This is a genomic window from Saccharopolyspora sp. NPDC050642 (genome assembly GCF_040654735.1).
Lineage (GTDB): Bacteria > Actinomycetota > Actinomycetes > Mycobacteriales > Pseudonocardiaceae > Saccharopolyspora > Saccharopolyspora elongata.
In genome coordinates, this window is record NZ_JBFAIN010000006.1 from 237126 (window position 1) to 254821 (window position 17696).

The window sequence follows — 17696 nt, forward strand, 5'->3', positions numbered from 1 at the left end:
TCAGCGCCCGGTGACGACCGGGTGCACGCCGCCGGCGGCGCTGAGCGCGCGGTGCAGCGCGAGTTCGGCCGTGGCCGCCTCGGCCAGCACGATTCCGGTGCAGGCGCGCTGGTCGGCGAGGCTCTCGATGCGGTTCCCGATCGTCATCGTCGGATACCACTCCGGGCCGCCGGGGAACCCGGTCAGCCGCTCGATCCCGGCCATGCCGGTGAACGTGCCGGTCCGGTCCGGGTAGACCAGCACGAACGCCACCGCAGGGCCGGATGCTGTGGCGGCGCCGAGGAGTTCCGGTTCCTTGCCGAGTGCCATGTCTACCATCGCTTCGTAGACGTTGGTGCCCAGCGATCGGCACAACGCCTCCCCCACCATCGCGCCGCCGATCCGGCCGTTGATCTCGACGAGTTCCGGTCCCTCGGCGGTGAGCACGAACTCGACGTGCGCGAACCCGCCGCGGTGACCGGCGACCGCGAGCACCCGCGAAACCCACTGCTCCAGTTCGGCGCGGTCCGCGTCCGGGAACGCGACGGGGAACGCGGCCGCTTCCTCCCGCACGTGCTGCTGCCGCGACAGCTGCCTGCTGTGGACGCCCAGCAGCCGGGTCCGGCCCGCCCAGGTGAGCGTTTCCGCGCTGTACAACGGCCCGGCGAAGAACGGCTCGGCGAGCAGCCGACCGAACAGCTTCCGGTCCGCCGCTTCGTCGACGGCGCTGCGCAGCTGGTCCTCGTCGTGCACGAGCCACACGTTGCGCGAGGAGGTGCCCGCCGAGTCCTTCAGGACCGCGGGCAGTCCGACCTCCCGCCGGACGAGTTCGGCCGCCGACGAGCCGTCGGGCACCGCGATGGCCGTGCCGCGGCTGAGGCCGTGCCGGTGCATCAGCACCCGGACCGCGCGCTTGTCGCGGATGGTGCGCGCCGCGTCGGGATCCGGGCCCGCCAGGCCGAACCGGGCCGCGAGCTCGGCGCCGGGCAACAGCCAGGTGTCCGTGGAGTTGATCAGGCCGTCGAGCGCGGGAAGCCGTTCGAGCTCGGCGGCGCAGGCGGCCGTGTCGCGGGTGTCGACGTCGACGACGTCCAGCGCGCCCGGGTCGAGCCGCGACAGCTCGTGCCGGTAGATGTCGCGGTTGCCGGTGAGCAGGCACAGCCGCTGCCCCGCGCGGTCGGCGGCGTCCACCAGGCGCCCCAGGCCGAAGGTCAGGGCTTCCAGCGCTGCGATCGTCATTCCACCGGCTCCTGTTCGCTCCACCGCCGGCGCGCCCACTCCATCGCCGACCAGGGCGGCGCGAGGTCGTCCAGCGAGGTGATCTCCTTCGGCCGCAACCCGGCGGGGTCCAGCGCCTCGCGGTGCCGGGCGAAGACCCGCTCCACGTAGCGGTGCCCGGTGTCCGCGCCGATGACCAGGTGCGTGCCCTCCGGGTGCCGCGCCGACTCCCAGCCGGCGACCAGGTGCGCCGCGCCGGTCGACAGGCCCGCGAACACGGCGTGCTCGCGCAGCAGGCCGACCGTGCCCGCCATCGCGTGCCGGAAGTCGACCCAGTGCACCGAGTCGTAGAGGTGGTGGCGCACGTTGTCGAACCAGATCGAGCTGCCGATCCCGGCGATGATCGCATCGGGATCGCTGTGGCCGTCGCTGCCGAACGTGACGCTGCCGAAGGGCTGCACGCCCAGCAGCCGCACCTCCCGGCCCCGCCCGCGCAGCGACTCGACGAGTCCGCCGGACGAGGCACCGGTGCCGACCGCGGCGACCACCGTCAGCGGCCCGTCCGGCAGCCCGTCGGTGACGAGGTCGGCGAACTCCCGGTAGCCCTGGTAGTGCACGCCGTCGTGGTACTGCCGCATCCAGTGCATCCCGGGGCGCTCCGCGAGGAGTTGCCGCACGCGCTCCACGCGTCGCCGCTGGTCGAGCCGGAGGTCCTGCGAGGGCGGCATCTGGTCCACGGTCGCGCCGAGGACCTCCAGCTGCGCGCGCATCGAGGAGTCCACTGTGGTCGATGCGACGATGTGGCAGCGCAGGCCGTAGCGGTGGCAGGCCATCGCCAGCGCCAGCGCGTAGATGCCGCTCGAACTGTCCACAAGGGTCTGTCCAGGCCGGATCGTGCCGCGCTCCAGGAGGGTTCGCACCGCGCCGAGCGCGGCGTAGACCTTCATGGTCTCGAACCGCGCGAGGACGACGTTGCCGCCCAACCGGATCAAGGAGGGCGTCTTGAGCGCGTCGGTGATGTGCTCGTGCACCGTCGCCGCGGCGGCGGGGGCTGTCGCGGTCACGGCCTCACCGCCCGATCGAACGCAGGTAGGCGGCGAAGTCTTCGGCACCCTTGACGTTGCGCGGCCCGCTGACGGCGTCCCCGTAGGACAGCACGAAGTAGCGCTTCTGCTGCACCGCGGGCACCGACCGCATCGCGGGCAGCGATTCGAGGAACGCCTGCTTCTCCGCCGCGGACTGCCCCGCGTAGTCGATGATGACGATCACCTCGGGTTTCGCGGCGACGACGGACTCCCAACCGACCGTCGTCCAGCCCTTCCCCACGTCGGCGAGCACGTTCCGCCCGCCCGCCGCGGCGATGATGTCGGTCGGCGCCGCGTACCGACCCGCGGTGTAGGGCTGGTCCGCGCCCGAGTCGTAGACGAACACCGGAACGGGCGTGACACCGACGGGACGGCCTTGCTCGACCTTCGCGATGCGTCCCCGCAGTTCGGCGACGAGTTCGTCGGCTCGCTGCTCGACGCCGAAGATCCGGCCCAGGTTCTGCAGGTCCGCGTAGAGCGCTTCCAGCGGCGGCACCGGCTGCTTGTCGCCGTAGTCCCAGCACGTTTCGGTGTGCACGTAGCTGCGGATGCCCAGCTGGTCGAGCAGTTGCGGGGTGATGCCGCGCTCCTCGCTGAACCCCGAACCCCAGCCGGCCAGCACCCAGTCGGCCTGGGCGTCCACCACGATCTCCCGGGTGATCCGCGAGGTCCCGAGCCTGGGCACGCGAGCGTAGTCGTCCCGCCACGGCGAACCGGCGATCGAGGGCTCGGCCTGCGCGTTCATCACGTACCCGCGCATCCGGTCCGCCAGGCCCAGGGCGAACATCTTCTCCGTGCCGCTGACGTCGTAGGACACCGGCCGCTGCGGGCGCGGATAGGGCACCGGCACGCCGCAGTTGGTGACCGTGACCGGCGCCGGGCCGTTCTGGACGGCCGGTTCCACCGACGCGCCGCAACCGGTGGCCAGCAATGCCACGACCAATGGCACTGCCAGCGACCGCCGCTTCGCGGATCGGATCATGATCGGGTCCCTTCGTAGTCGGCGCTGAGGTCGTAGAGCAGTTGCGGCGCGCCGGTGCGCGGATGGGTCACGACAGTGACCTCCACGCCGAACACCCGGCGGATCAGCTCCGTGGTGAGAACGTCGGCCGGGCTTCCGGTGGCGACGAGCGAGCCGCCGGAGAGCACCGCGAGGCGATCGCAGCAGCTCGCGGCGAGGTTGAGGTCGTGCAGCGCGACGAGCACGGTGAGCCCCGAAGAGCGCAGGAACGACAGCAGTTCCACCTGGTGGCGCACGTCCAGGTGGTTGGTCGGCTCGTCGAGCACCAGCACGCGCGGCTCCTGCACCAGCGCCCGCGCGATCAGCACCCGCTGCCGCTCGCCGCCGGAGAGGCCGAGCACGCCGCGGTCGGCGAGGTGCACGATGTCGGCCCGCTCCATCGCCTGCCGGCACAGCTCGTGCTCCCGCTCGCTGAGGGCCTGGTTGCCACGCAGGTGCGGGGTGCGGCCGAGGGCCACGACTTCCGCCACGGTGAAGTCCAGTTCGCTGCGGCTTTCCTGGGTGAGCGCGGCGATCGACCGGGCGCTCTCGCGCGGCGCCATCCCGGCCACGTCCGCGCCGTCGAGCAGCACCGCCCCGGCGGTGGGGCGCAGCGCCCGGTAGACGCAGCGCAGCGCGGTGGACTTCCCGCTGCCGTTGGGGCCGAGCAGCCCGACTATTTCTCCACTGTGGACGTCGAGGTCGAGGCCGCCGACGAGCGTCCGGCCGGCGATCTCCACCGCCACCCCGTCCAAGCGCAACTCCATCTACCGGCCTCCGAACAGGTATCCGCGGCGCCGCAGCAGGGTGATGAACACCGGCACGCCCACCAGCGCGGTGATCACGCCCAGCGGGAGTTCCTCCGGGGCGAACAGGGTGCGCGAGACGAGGTCGGCCCACACCAGGAAGCACGCTCCGGCCAGCGGCGCCACCGCCAGCACCCGGCGATGGCTGGAGCCGACGACGATCCGGACCAGGTGCGGCATCACCAGCCCGACGAACGCCACCGCGCCGCTGACCGCGACGAGCAGGCCCGTGACCGCGGATGTCAGCAGGAACAGCCAGCGGCGCAGCGCCACCGCGTCAACCCCGAGGCTCGCCGCCGTCTCGTCGCCCATCGACAGCACGTCCAGCGAGCGGCTGTGGCGGCTCAGCACCACCACGCACACCAGCACCGCGGTCGCCGCCAGCGGCAGCGATCCCCAGTTCGCCGCGCCGAGACTGCCCAGCAGCCAGAACAGCACCGTCCGCGCCGCGTCGCCGTTGGGCGCGAGGAAGACCAGCACGCTCATCACGGCCTGGAACCCGTACGCCAGCGCGATCCCGATGAGCACCAGACGCAGCGGGGTCATCCCGCCGCGACTGCTCGCGGCGGCGTAGACCAGCACCGATGCGGCCAGCGCGCCGAGGAACGCCGCCACCGACAGCGCGTAAACACCGAGGCTCGCGAACACCCCGAACACCACCACCGCCGTCGCGCCCACCGACGCTCCCGACGAGATGCCCAGCACGAACGGATCGGCCAGGGCGTTGCGCACCATCGCCTGGATCGCCACCCCGACCACGCTCAGCCCGGCGCCGACCACCACCGCCAGCAGCACCCGCGGCGTGCGGACCTGCCAGACGATGCTGTAGCCGGTCACCTCGTCGGAGCGGATCGTGCCGCCCGTCAGCGCCGCGCGGAGGTAGCGCACGACCTCGTCCGGCGCCACCACCGTCGGCCCCAGCGCGATGCCCGCCAGCACCGACGCGACCAGCACCGCCGACAGCACGAGCACGACCGCGAACAGCCGCGCCCGGCCGCTTCGCGCGGGCGGGCGGGATGCTTCGACCGTCGACACGTCCCGGCCCTGCTGCATTCGGCATCCTCCTGGCGAATCCGTCGTCCCGTTAGTCGGGCGGTCACCGCTCGAAGTTCCCGGGGAGATCAATCGCGCCGGAACCCGCGGACCACCAACCGCTTCGCGTGGTTGTCGTAGGGTTCCGCGCCGAAGCCGCCGAAGCACTCGACGTCCGCGAAACCCGCCGCCTCGAACAGCGCGATCAGCTCCGCCGCGCTGTAGACGAAGCAGGTGATCGACGCGTGCTTCGCCGTTTCGCCGCGCACGAGCGTCCAGTCGGTCCGGAACCGGGTCCAGCCGTCGAAGACTGTGTCGCGCATGACGACCATGCCGTCGTCGAGCTCCACCACCTTCGGCGGCCCGACCCAACCGGCGTAGATCTCCTTGCCGAGCACGTCGACCAGCAGCTGCCCGCCCGGCGCCAGCGACGCGTGCGCGTTGCGCAGCACCTGCAGGTTCCGCTCCGGTTCGTCGAAGTAGCCGAACGACGTGAACAGGTTCAGCACCACGTCGAACTCGCCCGGCCGCACGTAATCCAGCACGTCCGAGCGCTCCAGCCGGGCCCGCACGCCCGCATCCGCGCACGCCTTCTCCGCCTGCGCCAGCAACAGCGGACTCAGGTCGACGCCCGTCACCGGATACCCGCGGCGCGCGATCGGCACCGTGAACAACCCGATCCCGCAGCACTGGTCGAGAACCCGCGCCCCGGTGGGAAAGTCGAACAGCGGCGAGTCCGCCACCACCTCGGCCGCCAATGCGGCCCGCTCGGGCGAGAACATCACCGGCGAGAACACCGACCACAACTCGTCGTCCGCGTACCAGGCCATCCCGGCGGTCCTCCTCGAATCGATGCGCGTCGTCCACACACCTGTCGGACCGGGGGCGCCCGCGGTTCCAGCCGCCGGACGTGAAATTTCCCGCCGACTGGGAACATCCTGCAAGGGGCCTGTGCTCCCGGGCACACCGCGCAGGCGCCTGTACTCACAGCGTCACCGGCCTACTAGCCTGCCGGGCTATGAGTCGCTCGGAGGCCGAGGACGCCCGCCTGACCAAGCTGGCGCTGGCGGCGCGATCAGGTGATCGCGGCGCGTTGGAGGGGTTCATCCGGGGCACCCAGCGCGACGTGTGGCGCTTCATCGCCCACCTCGCCGGCGTTCACCTCGCCGACGACCTCGCGCAGGAGACCTATCTGCGGACGCTCAAGAGCATCCGCCGGTTCTCCGGGCGTTCCTCGGCGCGCACCTGGCTGCTGTCCATCGCCCGGCGCGTTGTCGTCGACCAGGTGCGCTACGAGCGTTCCCGGCCCCGCACCGACGCCGGGGCCGACTGGGCCGCCGCGGCCGACCGGGGCGCGGGCGAGCGAGCGGGTTTCGAGGGCATCGTCGAGCTGAACATGCTGCTGGACGAGCTCGACGGCGAACGCCGCGAGGCGCTGCTGCTCACCCAGGTGCTGGGTCTGTCCTACCAGGAAACCGCCGAGATCTGCGGCTGCCCGATCGGCACCGTGCGCTCCCGGGTCGCTCGCGCGCGGGAGCAGCTGCTCGAGAAGACGGCGCAGCAATCGGAAGGAACCGGTTGAAGCACCAACCCGCCGGGAACTCCGGCCGCCCTTCGAGCGACAGTATGGACGTGGACTGCTACACGTACCGCGAGGCGCTGTCGGCGAGGCTGGACGGCGAGCCGGCGCCAGTGCCCGATGACCGGCTGGAAGGCCACCTCGCGGAATGCGCCGGTTGCCGGTCCTGGCAGCAGCGCGCGGCGGAGCTGAACCGCGCTCTGCGGGTCCGCCCGGTCGAACCGACACCGGACCTCGCGCATTCCGTGCTCGACGCCGCCCGCACGATGCGCGCCCCCGTCGCGCGCCGGTGGCCGCGGGTGCTGCTCGCGGCCGTCGCGCTGTGCCAGGTGGCGCTGGGCATCGCACAAGTGCTGGGCGTGACGCACTTCGCGGACCACGGCATGGGCGACGTCATGACCGGGCACCTGCTCAACGAGAGCACGGCGTGGAACCTGGCGCTCGGCCTGGGCATGCTGTGGACGGCCTGGCGGGTCCGCGCGAGCACCGGCCTGCTGCCGGTGATGGCCGCGTTCCTGTTGGTGCTGGGCGGTTTCAGCGTCTTCGACGTCATCAACAACGAGGTCCCCGCCACCCGCCTGCTCTCCCACGGCCTGCTCGTCGTGGGCCTGGTGCTGCTGCTCGTGGTGCGCCGCGACCTGTCGCGCTGGCGCCCGCGTCCGGGAGACGCGCAGAACCCGCGCACGACCACGACCGCCGAGGCGCTTGAAGACCACGAGCCCGGCCCGAGAGCGGACAACCACCGCCACCTGGGCCCGACGGGCTACCGCCGAGCGGGCTGAGCGCTACGCATTCTCAGCGAGGATCCTCCGGCTGGCTCCGGCGAATGCCTCCGGTTCGCCGCCAAAGCCCATGCCAGGATCCAGGAAACCACCGTGGTCGCCGAGGAACTCGACCCGCGGGCCACCCAGTGCCGGGAACCACCTTCCGGCGGCGGAGTCCGGGCACCATTCCATGCGGCAGGAAGAGATCAGGCAAGCTGGGATCGGATGAGCTCTGCCGTTCGCACGGGGCCATCCGCCCAGAAATCCACCGCGCGCACCGTCGCGGTACCGCGCAAACCCAGATCCACGTCGTGCTCGCGGCGTAGCGAAATGGAGATGTTGGTCGCTCTGGACACCTCGAGGATCAGGGTGCCCTCAACAACCTCGCTCGATCTCTTCATCCCGCGCGTGCGTTTGGCGACCACGACGCTGTCGATGTCAGCGACCGGCACCTGAAAGTCGAAGAACGAGCAATAGCGCAGGCGCAGCACGCGCGGGTCGACGCTGTGCGGGTACTTGTACATCGTCGCGATCAGTGCGAGGAACCAGACGGTGCTGAGAATCCCGACAGCTGCCAGGACAATGCGCAGCGTTTGCCAGGGTACCGCCAGTTCGACCAGCGCGACCTCGAGCGGGTTGAGCACGAAGAACACCCACATCATCGGGCGCAGCTGGCCGCTGTAGTGAATGGCCTCGCCGTCCTCGGGCACGTCCCGTTTGCGCCGCACTGCCAGCCACAGGGCCCGGACCATGAGGATGTCGTGCTTGACCACCGAGGCCGCCCAGCCGGGCATCACCGCGCGCAGCGCCGAGGCCAGCGGATCGGTCTCGCCCGCGCCACGGGCCCGGGCGCGGCGGGCCGCCCGCCACACCAGCCATGCCTCGACGGCTACCAGTACCAGCAGCGACCCCTCCACGACAGCGACCACAAGGACACCTGCGCCTACGCCGAGGAAGCCGGAGAACAGCAGGACCAACTCCACGGCGATCACCAGCGGCACGATCCAGCGCCCCCACCGCGCCACGCGCGCGAGAAAAGTGCTGCTCTTCTCACGTGGTTTTGCGGCCGCGCAGCGTTCAATTCCCCCATATCACGCAACGTAGCATCAAAAATGCTCACCGTTCACGTCCCGGAAGAGGCCTGCCAGGCGCGCGGCTCGATGCCCCGGTCTCGCCAAGCCGCACGGCGCCAAGCCCGGCGGAGCCCGCCTTCCCCTCGGTCGCCTCAGCCGAAGGTGATGAGCTGGCGGGCGACCTCGCCCCGCTTGAGGTTCTCGTAGGCCTCGTTGATGCCGGCCAGCGTGGTCGTGCCGCTGATCATCGAGTCGAGGTCGAGCTTGCCCGAGAGGTACATGTCGACGTAGCGGGGCATGTCGACGCGGAAGCGGTTCGAGCCCATCGTCGAGCCCTGGATCTTGCGCTCGCGGAGGAACGAGTAGCCGTCCAGCGAGATCTTCTCCCCGAACGGGATCATGCCGATGATCGTCGCCGTGCCGCCGGGCCGGAGCATCTGGAAGCTCTGCTCGGCGGCGCTGGCCAGCCCGACCGCCTCGAAGGAGTGCTCCACGCCGCCGGAGGTCAGCTCCAGCACCGCCTGCACGGCGTCCACATCGGACGCATCGATCACGTCGGTGGCGCCGAACTTCGCCGCCAGGCGCAGCTTTCCCGGCAGGCGGTCGACCGCGATCACCCGTCCCGCGCCGGCGATCGCCGCGCCCTGGATCGCGGCGAGCCCGATCCCGCCGCACCCGATCACCGCCACCGTCTCCCCCGGCCGCACCCCGGCGGTGTTGAACACCGCGCCGAGCCCCGTGGTCACCCCGCAGCCGATCAGCGCCGCCTTGTCCAGCGGCATGTCCGGCCGGATCTTCACTGCCGCGTGCTCGTGCACCAGCATGTGCTCGGCGAAGCTCGACGTGTTCAGGAACTGGTGCATCGGCTCGCCGCCGCGGCTGAGCCGCTGCGGGCCGTCGGCCGGGCGCACCACGTCCTCCTTGGTGCACAGGTTCGGCCGGCCGGTGGTGCAGTACTCGCAATGTCCGCAGAACACCGACAGGCAGGTGATGACGTGGTCGCCGGGCGCCAGGCCGGTGACGGCCGACCCGACCGCCTCGATCACCCCTGCCGACTCGTGGCCGAGCACCACGGGCAGCGGATGCGGGTACTTGGCCTCCATGAAGTGCAGGTCGGAGTGGCACACCCCGGCCGCGGCGGTGCGGATCAGGATCTCGTTGGGTCCGGGCGAATCGAGGTCGACGTCGCTGATCACGAGCGGTCCGGGGGCGGTTTCCAGCACTGCGGCCTTGCACTGCATGGCGTCTCCTGCCGTGAACGCAGAGGGCTTTTCTGGAATCTCCTTCTAACCCGGGATCGCCCGGGGTGTCAACGACTACTCGGGTACGGCGACCGCGGGTCCCGGGCGGACCAGCGGTCGTGGTCCACCTGCGCCAGGAAGCGCTCGACGTGGTGGTTGAACAGTTCGGGCTCTTCGAGGTTCGCGAGGTGGCCGGTCTTGGGCAGCACGACGAGGCCGCTGCGCGGGATGGTCCGCTTCATCATCAGGTCCGCCTCCAGCGCGCCGTCGTCCTCGTCCCCGGCGACGATCAGCGTCGGCACCTCCATCGCCGCCAGCTCCGGTCGCAGGTCGTACAGCGACGGCCGGGTCATCTGCACGCCGCGGATCGTCAGTGCCGCGCCCACCGGGTCGTGCTCGGCCAGCACCGCGACGTGTTCGGCGTGCCCGCGCGGGTCCTTGTTCTGGAACTGCACGCGCGCCGGGCCGTAGCCGTACCACTTGGCCACCTCGGCCGGGCCGTCGGTTTCGAAGGCCGCCGCGAGCGATTCGAACTCCGCGCGGAACTCCTCCCGGGCGCCGGGGTGCGCGCCGTAGCCGCAGCCTGCGACGACCAGCGACCGGGCCCGGCCGGGATACCGGAGTCCGAAGTGGAGGGTGCAGAAACCGCCCATCGAGTTGCCCACCACGTGCGCGCGGTCCGCGCCGATCGCGTCGAGCACCGCCACCAGGTCGTCGACCGCGCGGTGCTGGCCGTAGCGCTCCGGTTCGGCGGGGACGTCCGAGGGCGGGTAGCCGCGCGCCGCGTACACGACGCAGCGGTACCGGCGGGCGAAGTGCCGGACCTGCGGCTCCCACGAGCGGTGGTCGCCTCCGAACTCGTGCACGAAGACCAGCGGCACGCCGGTGCCGGTTTCCTCGTAGTGCAGGCGGATTCCGTCGTCGGTGGTCGCGAATGGCATCCGTGCCTCCCGGTCGGGTGCCGCATTGTCACCCGTCGAACGCGGCTTCCACAACGCCGCACGCGCCCGTCGCACCCGGCCACTAGGCTGAGTGGCGGACCTTGCCGCCGGATGTGGGGAGCGAACCCATGGCGATCGCCCGCGCCGATCGAGTCGACCGCGAAGCCCTGCTGGAGTTCCTGCGGCCCCGGCACCGGGCCGTCCTGGTCACCACCCGCGCCGACGGCCGCCCGCAGATGTCCCCGCTGACCTGCGGGGTGGACGCCGAGGGCCGGATCGTGGTGTCGACCTACCCGGAGCGGGCCAAGACCCGCAATGCCCGCCGCGACCCGCAGGTGTCGATCTGCGTGCTCTCCGACGAGTGGAACGGCCCGTACGTGCAGGTCGACGGCCGCGCCGAGGTGCTGGACATGCCCGACGCGCTCGACGGGCTCGTCGAGTACTTCCGGTGCATCTCCGGCGAGCACCCGGACTGGGCGGAGTACCGCGAGGCGATGGCCCGGCAGGGCAAGTCGCTGATCCGCATCCACATCGAGCGCTGGGGTCCGATCGCCACCGGCGGCTTCCCACCCCGCCTCGGCTAGCGCCGCCGCGCTGGTTCACCCCTCGCCGCAGTTTCAATTGAAACTGCGGACCACCGGCGTGTCGCACTCCGACACGCCGACGGCTGTGGACAACTTCCGCAATTTCAATGGAAATCAGAGGTCCGATTTCCATTGAAATTGAAGACCTGACGCGTGAAAGCCGCGCCCGCACGGGTTTCGGGCCCTACCGGAGGGCTTCGCCCTTGCGGTCCGGCAGCAGGAACATCATCAGCATGTCCGCCGCGTACAGCACCGCGAGGAAGGCGATGGCGACCGCGAAGCTGGACGACTGGGCGATCAGCGCGAACACGATCGGCGCGAAGCCGCCGACCGCGCGCCCGAGGTTGAACAGCACGTTCTCGGCGGTCGCGCGCGCCGCCGTCGGGTACAGCTCGGCCATCAGCGCCCCGTAGCCGCCGAGCATGCCGTTGACGAACACGCCCATGATCGCACCGCCGACGAGCAGCGCGTACTGATCGGTGAGCTGGCTGTAGCCCAGCACCGACAGGATCGCCCCGGCCTGGAAGATCCAGAACGTGCGGCGGCGGCCGATCCGGTCGGCGAGCTGCCCGAAGATCCACATGCCCGCGGCCATGCCCAGCACCGTCACCGCGGTCCAGGTGCCGGATTTCGTGAGGCTGAACCCGAACTGCTTGGACAGGTAGGTCGGCAGCCAGGTCATGATGCCGTAGTAGCCGAAGGTCTGCACCGAGCACAGCACCAGCAGCGCGATGCTCGACCGCGTCGTCCGCGCGTCGGCGAACAGCAGCCGCAGCGGGAAGCGCCGCCGTTCGCGCTCGATCTTGGTGAACGCCTCCGGTTCGGCGAGCCGGTTGCGGAGCACGAAAGCGATCAACGCGGGGATCGCGCCGATCACGAACAGCGTCCGCCAGCCCCACGCGGTCACGATCGGCCCGGCCGCCAGCGTGCCGATCAGCACGCCCGCCTGGCCTCCGACGCCGACCAGCGACGTGGCCCGCGCCCGCATCTTCGCCGGCCAGGTCTCGGCGACCAGCGCCATGCCCACGCCGAACTCGCCGCCGAGCCCGACTCCCGCGATGAACCGGTAGATCGCCAGGTCGAGGTATCCCTGCGCCAGCGCGGTGAGGCCGGTGAACACCGCGAACAGGATCACCGACCAGGTCAGCGTCCGGACCCGGCCGAAGTAGTCGCCCATGATGCCGAACAGCACGCCGCCGAGCACCGCACCGATGAGCGTCACCGTGGCCAGCGAGCCCGCCTCGGTCTGGGACAGTCCGACGTCGAGGCTGATCGCGGTCAGCGCGACGCCGAGGATGAGGTTGTCCATCCCGTCGATGCCGTAGCCGACCGCGGATGCGACCATCGCCTGCTTCGCGTAGCGGCTCGGTCGCTCATCGGAACTGCCCTGCTCGCGGGCAGGCGTCACCTGTCGGCCCATTCGACGACTCCTGGTCTGCGGAAGGGCACGGCGCGTTGCGGTGCTAGATTTTCGCCGTGCGGATGCCGGGCATCAGCATCCACCGGACTTCCCGGCGGGTAAAGGCCGAGGGCACCCGACGAGGCGCGCATCACTCCCGCCTGGACAGTCCATATTGGACATTCGACGCATTTCGGAGGACAGCTCATGGCGCGCCGAGCCGCGGACCCCTGGGACGGCGACCGGCCGCCGCACCTACCGTGCCGCCGCGGGGAACTGCCGGAGATCTGCCTGCTGCCGGGCGATCCGGCGCGGGTGGACCTCGCCGCCGAGGTGCTGAGCTCCTTCCGCGTCCTCGGGCAGAACCGGGAATTCCGTGCCGGAACCGGGCTATTGGACGGCGTCGAGATCGGCCTCTGCTCGACCGGGATCGGCGGCCCTTCCACCGAGATTGCGCTCGTGGAACTGGCCGGGCTGGGCGTGCGCACGGTGATCCGCATCGGAGGCATGGGCGCGATGCGCCCGGAGATCGAGCCCGGCACGCTCGGCATCGTGCAGCGCGCCCGGCGCGAGAGCGGCGCGGCGCGCCACTACTTACCGGACGGGGACGCGGTGCCCACCCCGGCCGTCGCCGAGGCGCTGGCCACCGCCGCGCGGCACCTCGCCCGGCCGTCCCGCCCGATCACCGTGCTGTCGACCGACTCCTACTACCTCGGCCAGGGCCGACCGCTGCCGCGCTGGGAAGACCGCGCCGCGGAACGCATCCGCGAGGTGGAGCGGTCCGGCGTCGACGGAATGGACATGGAGGCCGAAACCGTGCTCGCCGTCGGGCGCGCGGTCGGCCTGTCGGTCGGAGCGGTCCTCGCGGTGCACGCCAACCGCGTCACCGACGCGTGGCTGGAGGAGTACCGCGATCCGCAGCTGGACGTCGTGCGGGTCGCGGCGACCGCGGCCACCATCCTCACCGGGCGGGACTCCGGCGAGCAAGACCTGCTTCCGGGCTCCTGAGGAACGCCGCCGGGCAACCTCGTCCCGGGTGGCGTTTCGCGCGAAGACGGCGCTGTCGGTCGGCGCGAAGCGCGAACGGCGCGGGTCAGGCGGCGGTTTCGTAGGCGTGGGCGACGCGGTAGAGCGTCGCTTCGTCCCAGTGGCGGCCGATGAGCATCATGCCGATCGGCAGGCCGTCGCCGCTCCCGCAAGGCAGGCTCAGCGCCGGGTGGCCGGTCGCATCGAACGGCGCGACGTTGCCGATCATCTCGAACGAGCGCCGCACGATCAGCTCGCGCGGGTCGTCCGCGGTCGGCAGCGGCGTCGCCTTCATCGGCAGCGTCGGCATGACCAGCACGTCGAACTCCGCCAGCGCCGCGTCGTAGGCGGCGGTCAGGACGCGGGCCAGGTTCTGCGCCTTCGCGTAGCTGGTGCCGCCGTAACGGCGCCGGAACAGGTTCCCGGCCAGCATCGACGCCTTCAGCGACTCGCTGAACTCGTCTGCCCGGTCCTGCCAGCCGCGCATCGCGGTCATCAGGCTCGTCACGTACTTGCCGCGCCAGTTCATGCCGAACCCGTTGCCCAGCAGCATCTGCCACACCGCCCCTTCGAGGGCGATCGGGCTCCAGATCGCCACGCCCGAGCTGTGCAGCGGCACCGATGCCTCGGCGACTTTCGCGCCCAGCCCGGCCAGCACGCCCGCCGCCTCGCGGACCGCTTCGTCCACGTCGGATTCGGCGCCGGCCGTGCCGAATCCCTCGCGCACCAGGCCGATGCGCAGGCCACCGCAATCACCGGTGAGCGCCCGCGTGTAGGTGTCGGTGCGGGTTGCGGTCTGGCGCGGATCGAGCCCGTCCGGGCCGGCGATCGCCTCCAGCACGAGCGCGTTGTCGGCGACGTTGGCGGTGATCGGCCCGGCGTGGTCGATGGTGGCCTCGATCGGCATGATCCCGGTGTAGGGCACCAGGCCGTGCGTCGGCTTCATCCCGACCGCGCCGCACCACGACGACGGGATCCGGATGGAACCGCCCTGGTCACCGCCGATGGCCAGGTCCACCTCGCCCGCGGCGACCAGCGCCGCCGAGCCCGAGGAGGAGCCGCCGGCGGAGTGCGTCGGCTTGTGCGGGTTGCGGACCGGCCCGTCGGCGCCGGTGTGCGAGCCGCCGGAGAAGCAGAGGAACTCGCAGTGCGCCTTCCCGGCGATGGTGGCGCCCGCGTCGAGCAGCCGCGTCACCACCGTCGCGTCGACGTCCGGGACGTAGCCCTTCAGCGTCGACGAACCGTTCATCATCGGCACCCCGGCCAGGCAGATGTTGTCCTTGAGCGCGACGGTGCGGCCCGCCAGCGGCCCTTCGTCGCGGGTGCGCAGCTCGGTGCGCGCGTACCACGCGCCCAACGGGTTGTCGCCGGGTTCGGTCCACTGCCGCTGCGGGATTTCGGCGACGGGCTCCTCGAACGCGTCCACCACGCGGTACGCCTCGACGTTCGCCGCGATGAGCGCCAGGTACGAATCCGTTGTCGCGTCGTCCAGTTCCAGCCCCAGCTCGGCTGCCGCGGCCTGCAGTTCGGCCCGATCGGGATCCGGCACGGCCATCGCTACCTCCCACGTCGCGGACCAGGCGAGGCTACGCAGGAAACCGCGGGCGGCGGTAGATCTTCCCGGGTGACAACGGGATCAGTGGTGGTGCGCGACCAGCTCGTGGTCGGCGCCCGCCGGGTGGGCGTGGATCGTCGCGCCGCCGAGTCGCGGCAGGGCGTGCCGCAGGCGGTGCTCGGCGTCGTGCGCGACGCGGTGCGCGTCGGCGAGGCTGAGTTCCGGGGCGACGTCCAGTTCGGCCTCCGCGTGCAGTTCGTGGCCGATCCAGCGCATCCGCAGCCCGCCCACCGCGCGCACCCCGGGCGTACCGGCCAGCGCGAGCTCCGCCCGGCCGACCAGCTCCGGATCCACCGCGTCGAGCACCCGGCCGAGGACTTCCTTCGCCGAGCCCCAGAGCACCACGGCGATCGCCGCCGTGATCAGCAGCCCGATCGCGGGGTCCGCCCAGCGCCAGCCCAGCGCGGCGCCGCCGGCCGAGCCGAGCACGGCGAGGCTGGTGAAACCGTCGGTGCGCGCGTGCAGCCCGTCGGCGACCAGGGCGGCCGAGCCGATCTCCCGGCCCACCCGGATGCGGTAGCGGGCGACCAGCTCGTTGCCGGCGAAGCCCAGCAGCCCGGCGGCCGCGAGCCAGCCCAGGTGCTCGACCTGCTGCGGGTCGACCATCCGCCGGATCGCCTCCCAGCCCGCCAGCGCCGCGGACGCCGCGATCACCGCGAGCACGACTAGTCCGGCGAGGTCTTCGGCGCGGCCGAGCCCGTAGGTGAAGCGGCGGGTCGCCGCGCGCCGGGCGAGCAGGAAGGCGACCGCGATCGGCACCGCGGTCAGCGCGTCGGCGAAGTTGTGCAGGGTGTCGCCGAGCAGCGCGACGGAGCCGGTGAAGACCACCAGCACGGCCTGCCCGATGGCGGTGACCAGCAGCGCCGCGAAGGAGATCCACAGCGCCCGCATGCCCTTGCGGCTGGCCGCCAGCGGTCCGTCGACGGCGTCGGCGGCGTCGTGGCTGTGCGGCGTCACCGCGTGCTTCAACCCCGCCCAAGCGCTGCGGTGGCCGTGGCCGTGGTGCGGAGCGGAATCCACGTGACCTCCTCCGGTCCGGCGAGCGGGACACCCCGAACGATAGGCCGCCGACCAGGCATGCGACAACGCTGCTACTGGGAATCAGTTGCAGGAGAATGCCTTTTGCAGAAGCCCATCACGTCCAAAGTGGACCTATCGCTGTCGGGAGTGCAGACCCGACGCACCTCCCTCAGCGGAGTCGGCGCACTGCGGCGCTGCCGCCGATCAGCAGGAGCAGCGCGGCGAGGGCCCAGCGACGCTTCTCCTTGGTGTCGTGGCCGACGGTCCCGCCGCCCCGTTCCGGCGTCGTCGGCGCGTAGCCGCCCGGTTCCGGCAGCGGCGGCGGCAAGAGCGGCGGCGGGGGCGGAACCGTTCTGCTCGGAGGAGCCGTACGCCGGCTGGGCGGCGCCGAAGTCGGGGACGGAGTGGGCCGCGGCGTCGATGGCGTCGTGGATGCGGTCGTGGACGGCGGCGGGGTCGTCGGCGGGGTCGTCGGCGGCGGCGGTGGGGGCGGCGAAGGCGAGGGCGGCGGTTGGGGCGATGGGACGCGGGTCAGGCATCCGGTCGCGTCCGAGCCCAGCATCGGCGGCAGGGCGGCCAGCTTGGCCACCGAACCGTCCCGGTCCACGCGGTACAGCCCGCCGGCCTCGTCGGCCGTGACGTACAGCGCCCGGTCCGGGCCGATCGCCACCGATCCGTAGGTGCTCGGCGGCAGGCCCGGCGCGTCGGCCAGCTCGGTGACCCGCCCGCTGACCGGGTCCAGCCGCGCGACCGCCGCCGTGCCCCGGTGGGTCATCGACACCCCGTACAGCTCGCCGTCCACCGGGTCGACGTCGAAGTCGCCGAGCTCGAACGGCCAGTGCGGCGACCGGATCGCGGTCATCGCCAGCACGCTCAGGTAGGTCGGGCGGGTCGGGTCGACGTCCACCGCGTACAGGTAGGACCCCTGCCGCACGTACCAGCGGTTCCCCTTGACCGCACCGGCCGTCGGCGCGGCGAGCGGGTACCAGGGCGCGTCCACCCGGCCGGCCCGCACCGGCCCCAGGTCGTGCGTCCGGCCGGACCGGTCCAGCGTCACCACGTGGGCGCCGTCCGGGAACGGGCCGGACGCGGCCATGCCGTACACCAGACCCTGCGAACGGACGTACCCGAGCGCGTTCAGCCGGTGGTCCAAGGCTCCGATCCGGACGCTTTCCGCGGCGGGCAACGACACCCGGTACAGCGCGGAAGTCCAGCCAGGACCGGAGTTCCGGACCTGCAGCACCGTGCACCCGGGAGCCGCGCCCGCGGACACCACCCACACCACAGACGCCGCCAGCACCGCGACCGCCGAAGCGGCCGACACCGCCGCGACC

At 71.8% G+C, this 17696-nt stretch carries 17 protein-coding genes; 4 read left to right on the top strand and 13 right to left on the bottom strand.

The genetic code is table 11. The annotated features are described in order from the left end of the window. The 6 genes from AB0H93_RS13060 to AB0H93_RS13085 form a co-directional block, all read right to left on the bottom strand. Window positions 1–1218 carry an ATP-grasp domain-containing protein gene (locus AB0H93_RS13060; protein ID WP_358571781.1) on the bottom strand — a complete coding sequence of 406 codons (1218 nt, stop codon included), beginning with the start codon at window positions 1216–1218 and terminating at the stop codon, window positions 1–3. Beyond that, on the bottom strand, window positions 1215–2228 hold the full coding sequence (locus AB0H93_RS13065) for a pyridoxal-phosphate dependent enzyme (RefSeq protein WP_358571982.1): 1014 nt from the start codon (window positions 2226–2228) through the stop codon (window positions 1215–1217). Before AB0H93_RS13065 ends, AB0H93_RS13060 begins: the two co-directional genes overlap by 4 nt. A gap of 37 nt (window positions 2229–2265) precedes the next feature. Continuing rightward, a complete protein-coding gene (locus AB0H93_RS13070; protein WP_358571783.1) occupies window positions 2266–3264 on the bottom strand; it encodes an ABC transporter substrate-binding protein in 999 nt (332 codons plus the stop codon). Continuing rightward, window positions 3261–4049 carry an ABC transporter ATP-binding protein gene (locus AB0H93_RS13075; protein ID WP_358571785.1) on the bottom strand — a complete coding sequence of 263 codons (789 nt, stop codon included), beginning with the start codon at window positions 4047–4049 and terminating at the stop codon, window positions 3261–3263. The genes AB0H93_RS13070 and AB0H93_RS13075 overlap by 4 nt, the downstream gene beginning before the upstream one ends. Then, on the bottom strand, window positions 4050–5141 hold the full coding sequence (locus AB0H93_RS13080) for an iron ABC transporter permease (RefSeq protein WP_358571787.1): 1092 nt from the start codon (window positions 5139–5141) through the stop codon (window positions 4050–4052). It lies immediately after the preceding gene. Window positions 5142–5209: 68 nt separating this feature from the next. Beyond that, window positions 5210–5950, bottom strand: coding sequence for a class I SAM-dependent methyltransferase (locus tag AB0H93_RS13085; protein WP_358571789.1), 741 nt, complete (start codon window positions 5948–5950; stop codon window positions 5210–5212). A 188-nt stretch (window positions 5951–6138) separates the two neighbouring features. On the opposite strand from AB0H93_RS13085, the gene AB0H93_RS13090 reads away from it, so the two are divergent. Beyond that, window positions 6139–6702, top strand: a complete 564-nt coding sequence (locus AB0H93_RS13090; protein WP_358571791.1) for a sigma-70 family RNA polymerase sigma factor — start codon at window positions 6139–6141, stop codon at window positions 6700–6702. Between the two features lie 50 nt (window positions 6703–6752). Next, window positions 6753–7481, top strand: a complete 729-nt coding sequence (locus tag AB0H93_RS13095) for a zf-HC2 domain-containing protein (RefSeq protein ID WP_358571793.1) — start codon at window positions 6753–6755, stop codon at window positions 7479–7481. 188 nt (window positions 7482–7669) lie between these two features. Here AB0H93_RS13095 and AB0H93_RS13100 read toward each other — a convergent pair whose 3' ends face one another. The 3 genes from AB0H93_RS13100 to AB0H93_RS13110 form a co-directional block, all read right to left on the bottom strand. After that, window positions 7670–8455 (bottom strand): hypothetical protein, encoded by a 786-nt coding sequence (locus AB0H93_RS13100; protein WP_358571795.1) that lies wholly within the window; start codon window positions 8453–8455, stop codon window positions 7670–7672. A gap of 233 nt (window positions 8456–8688) precedes the next feature. Continuing rightward, window positions 8689–9777 (bottom strand): Zn-dependent alcohol dehydrogenase, encoded by a 1089-nt coding sequence (locus AB0H93_RS13105; protein ID WP_358571797.1) that lies wholly within the window; start codon window positions 9775–9777, stop codon window positions 8689–8691. Between the two features lie 68 nt (window positions 9778–9845). Continuing rightward, entirely contained in the window at window positions 9846–10718 is an 873-nt protein-coding gene (locus AB0H93_RS13110) for an alpha/beta hydrolase (protein WP_358571799.1), read from the bottom strand. A gap of 128 nt (window positions 10719–10846) precedes the next feature. Between AB0H93_RS13110 and AB0H93_RS13115 the strand changes: the two genes are divergently transcribed. Next, on the top strand, window positions 10847–11302 hold the full coding sequence (locus tag AB0H93_RS13115; protein WP_358571801.1) for a PPOX class F420-dependent oxidoreductase: 456 nt from the start codon (window positions 10847–10849) through the stop codon (window positions 11300–11302). Window positions 11303–11486: 184 nt separating this feature from the next. On the opposite strand, the gene AB0H93_RS13120 is transcribed toward AB0H93_RS13115, so the two are convergent. Continuing rightward, window positions 11487–12722: an MFS transporter gene (locus AB0H93_RS13120; RefSeq protein WP_358571803.1), complete on the bottom strand. Its 1236-nt coding sequence runs from the start codon at window positions 12720–12722 to the stop codon at window positions 11487–11489. A 186-nt stretch (window positions 12723–12908) separates the two neighbouring features. On the opposite strand from AB0H93_RS13120, the gene AB0H93_RS13125 reads away from it, so the two are divergent. Next, window positions 12909–13709, top strand: coding sequence for a nucleoside phosphorylase (locus tag AB0H93_RS13125; protein WP_358571805.1), 801 nt, complete (start codon window positions 12909–12911; stop codon window positions 13707–13709). 85 nt (window positions 13710–13794) lie between these two features. Here the strand turns inward: AB0H93_RS13125 and AB0H93_RS13130 are convergent, their stop codons facing one another. From AB0H93_RS13130 to AB0H93_RS13140, 3 genes are all read right to left on the bottom strand, one after another. Beyond that, window positions 13795–15282: an amidase gene (locus tag AB0H93_RS13130; RefSeq protein ID WP_358571807.1), complete on the bottom strand. Its 1488-nt coding sequence runs from the start codon at window positions 15280–15282 to the stop codon at window positions 13795–13797. Between the two features lie 81 nt (window positions 15283–15363). Beyond that, window positions 15364–16362 carry a cation diffusion facilitator family transporter gene (locus AB0H93_RS13135; protein WP_358571809.1) on the bottom strand — a complete coding sequence of 333 codons (999 nt, stop codon included), beginning with the start codon at window positions 16360–16362 and terminating at the stop codon, window positions 15364–15366. A 169-nt stretch (window positions 16363–16531) separates the two neighbouring features. Next, window positions 16532–17686, bottom strand: a complete 1155-nt coding sequence (locus AB0H93_RS13140; protein ID WP_358571811.1) for a hypothetical protein — start codon at window positions 17684–17686, stop codon at window positions 16532–16534. Window positions 17687–17696 lie beyond the last annotated feature (10 nt).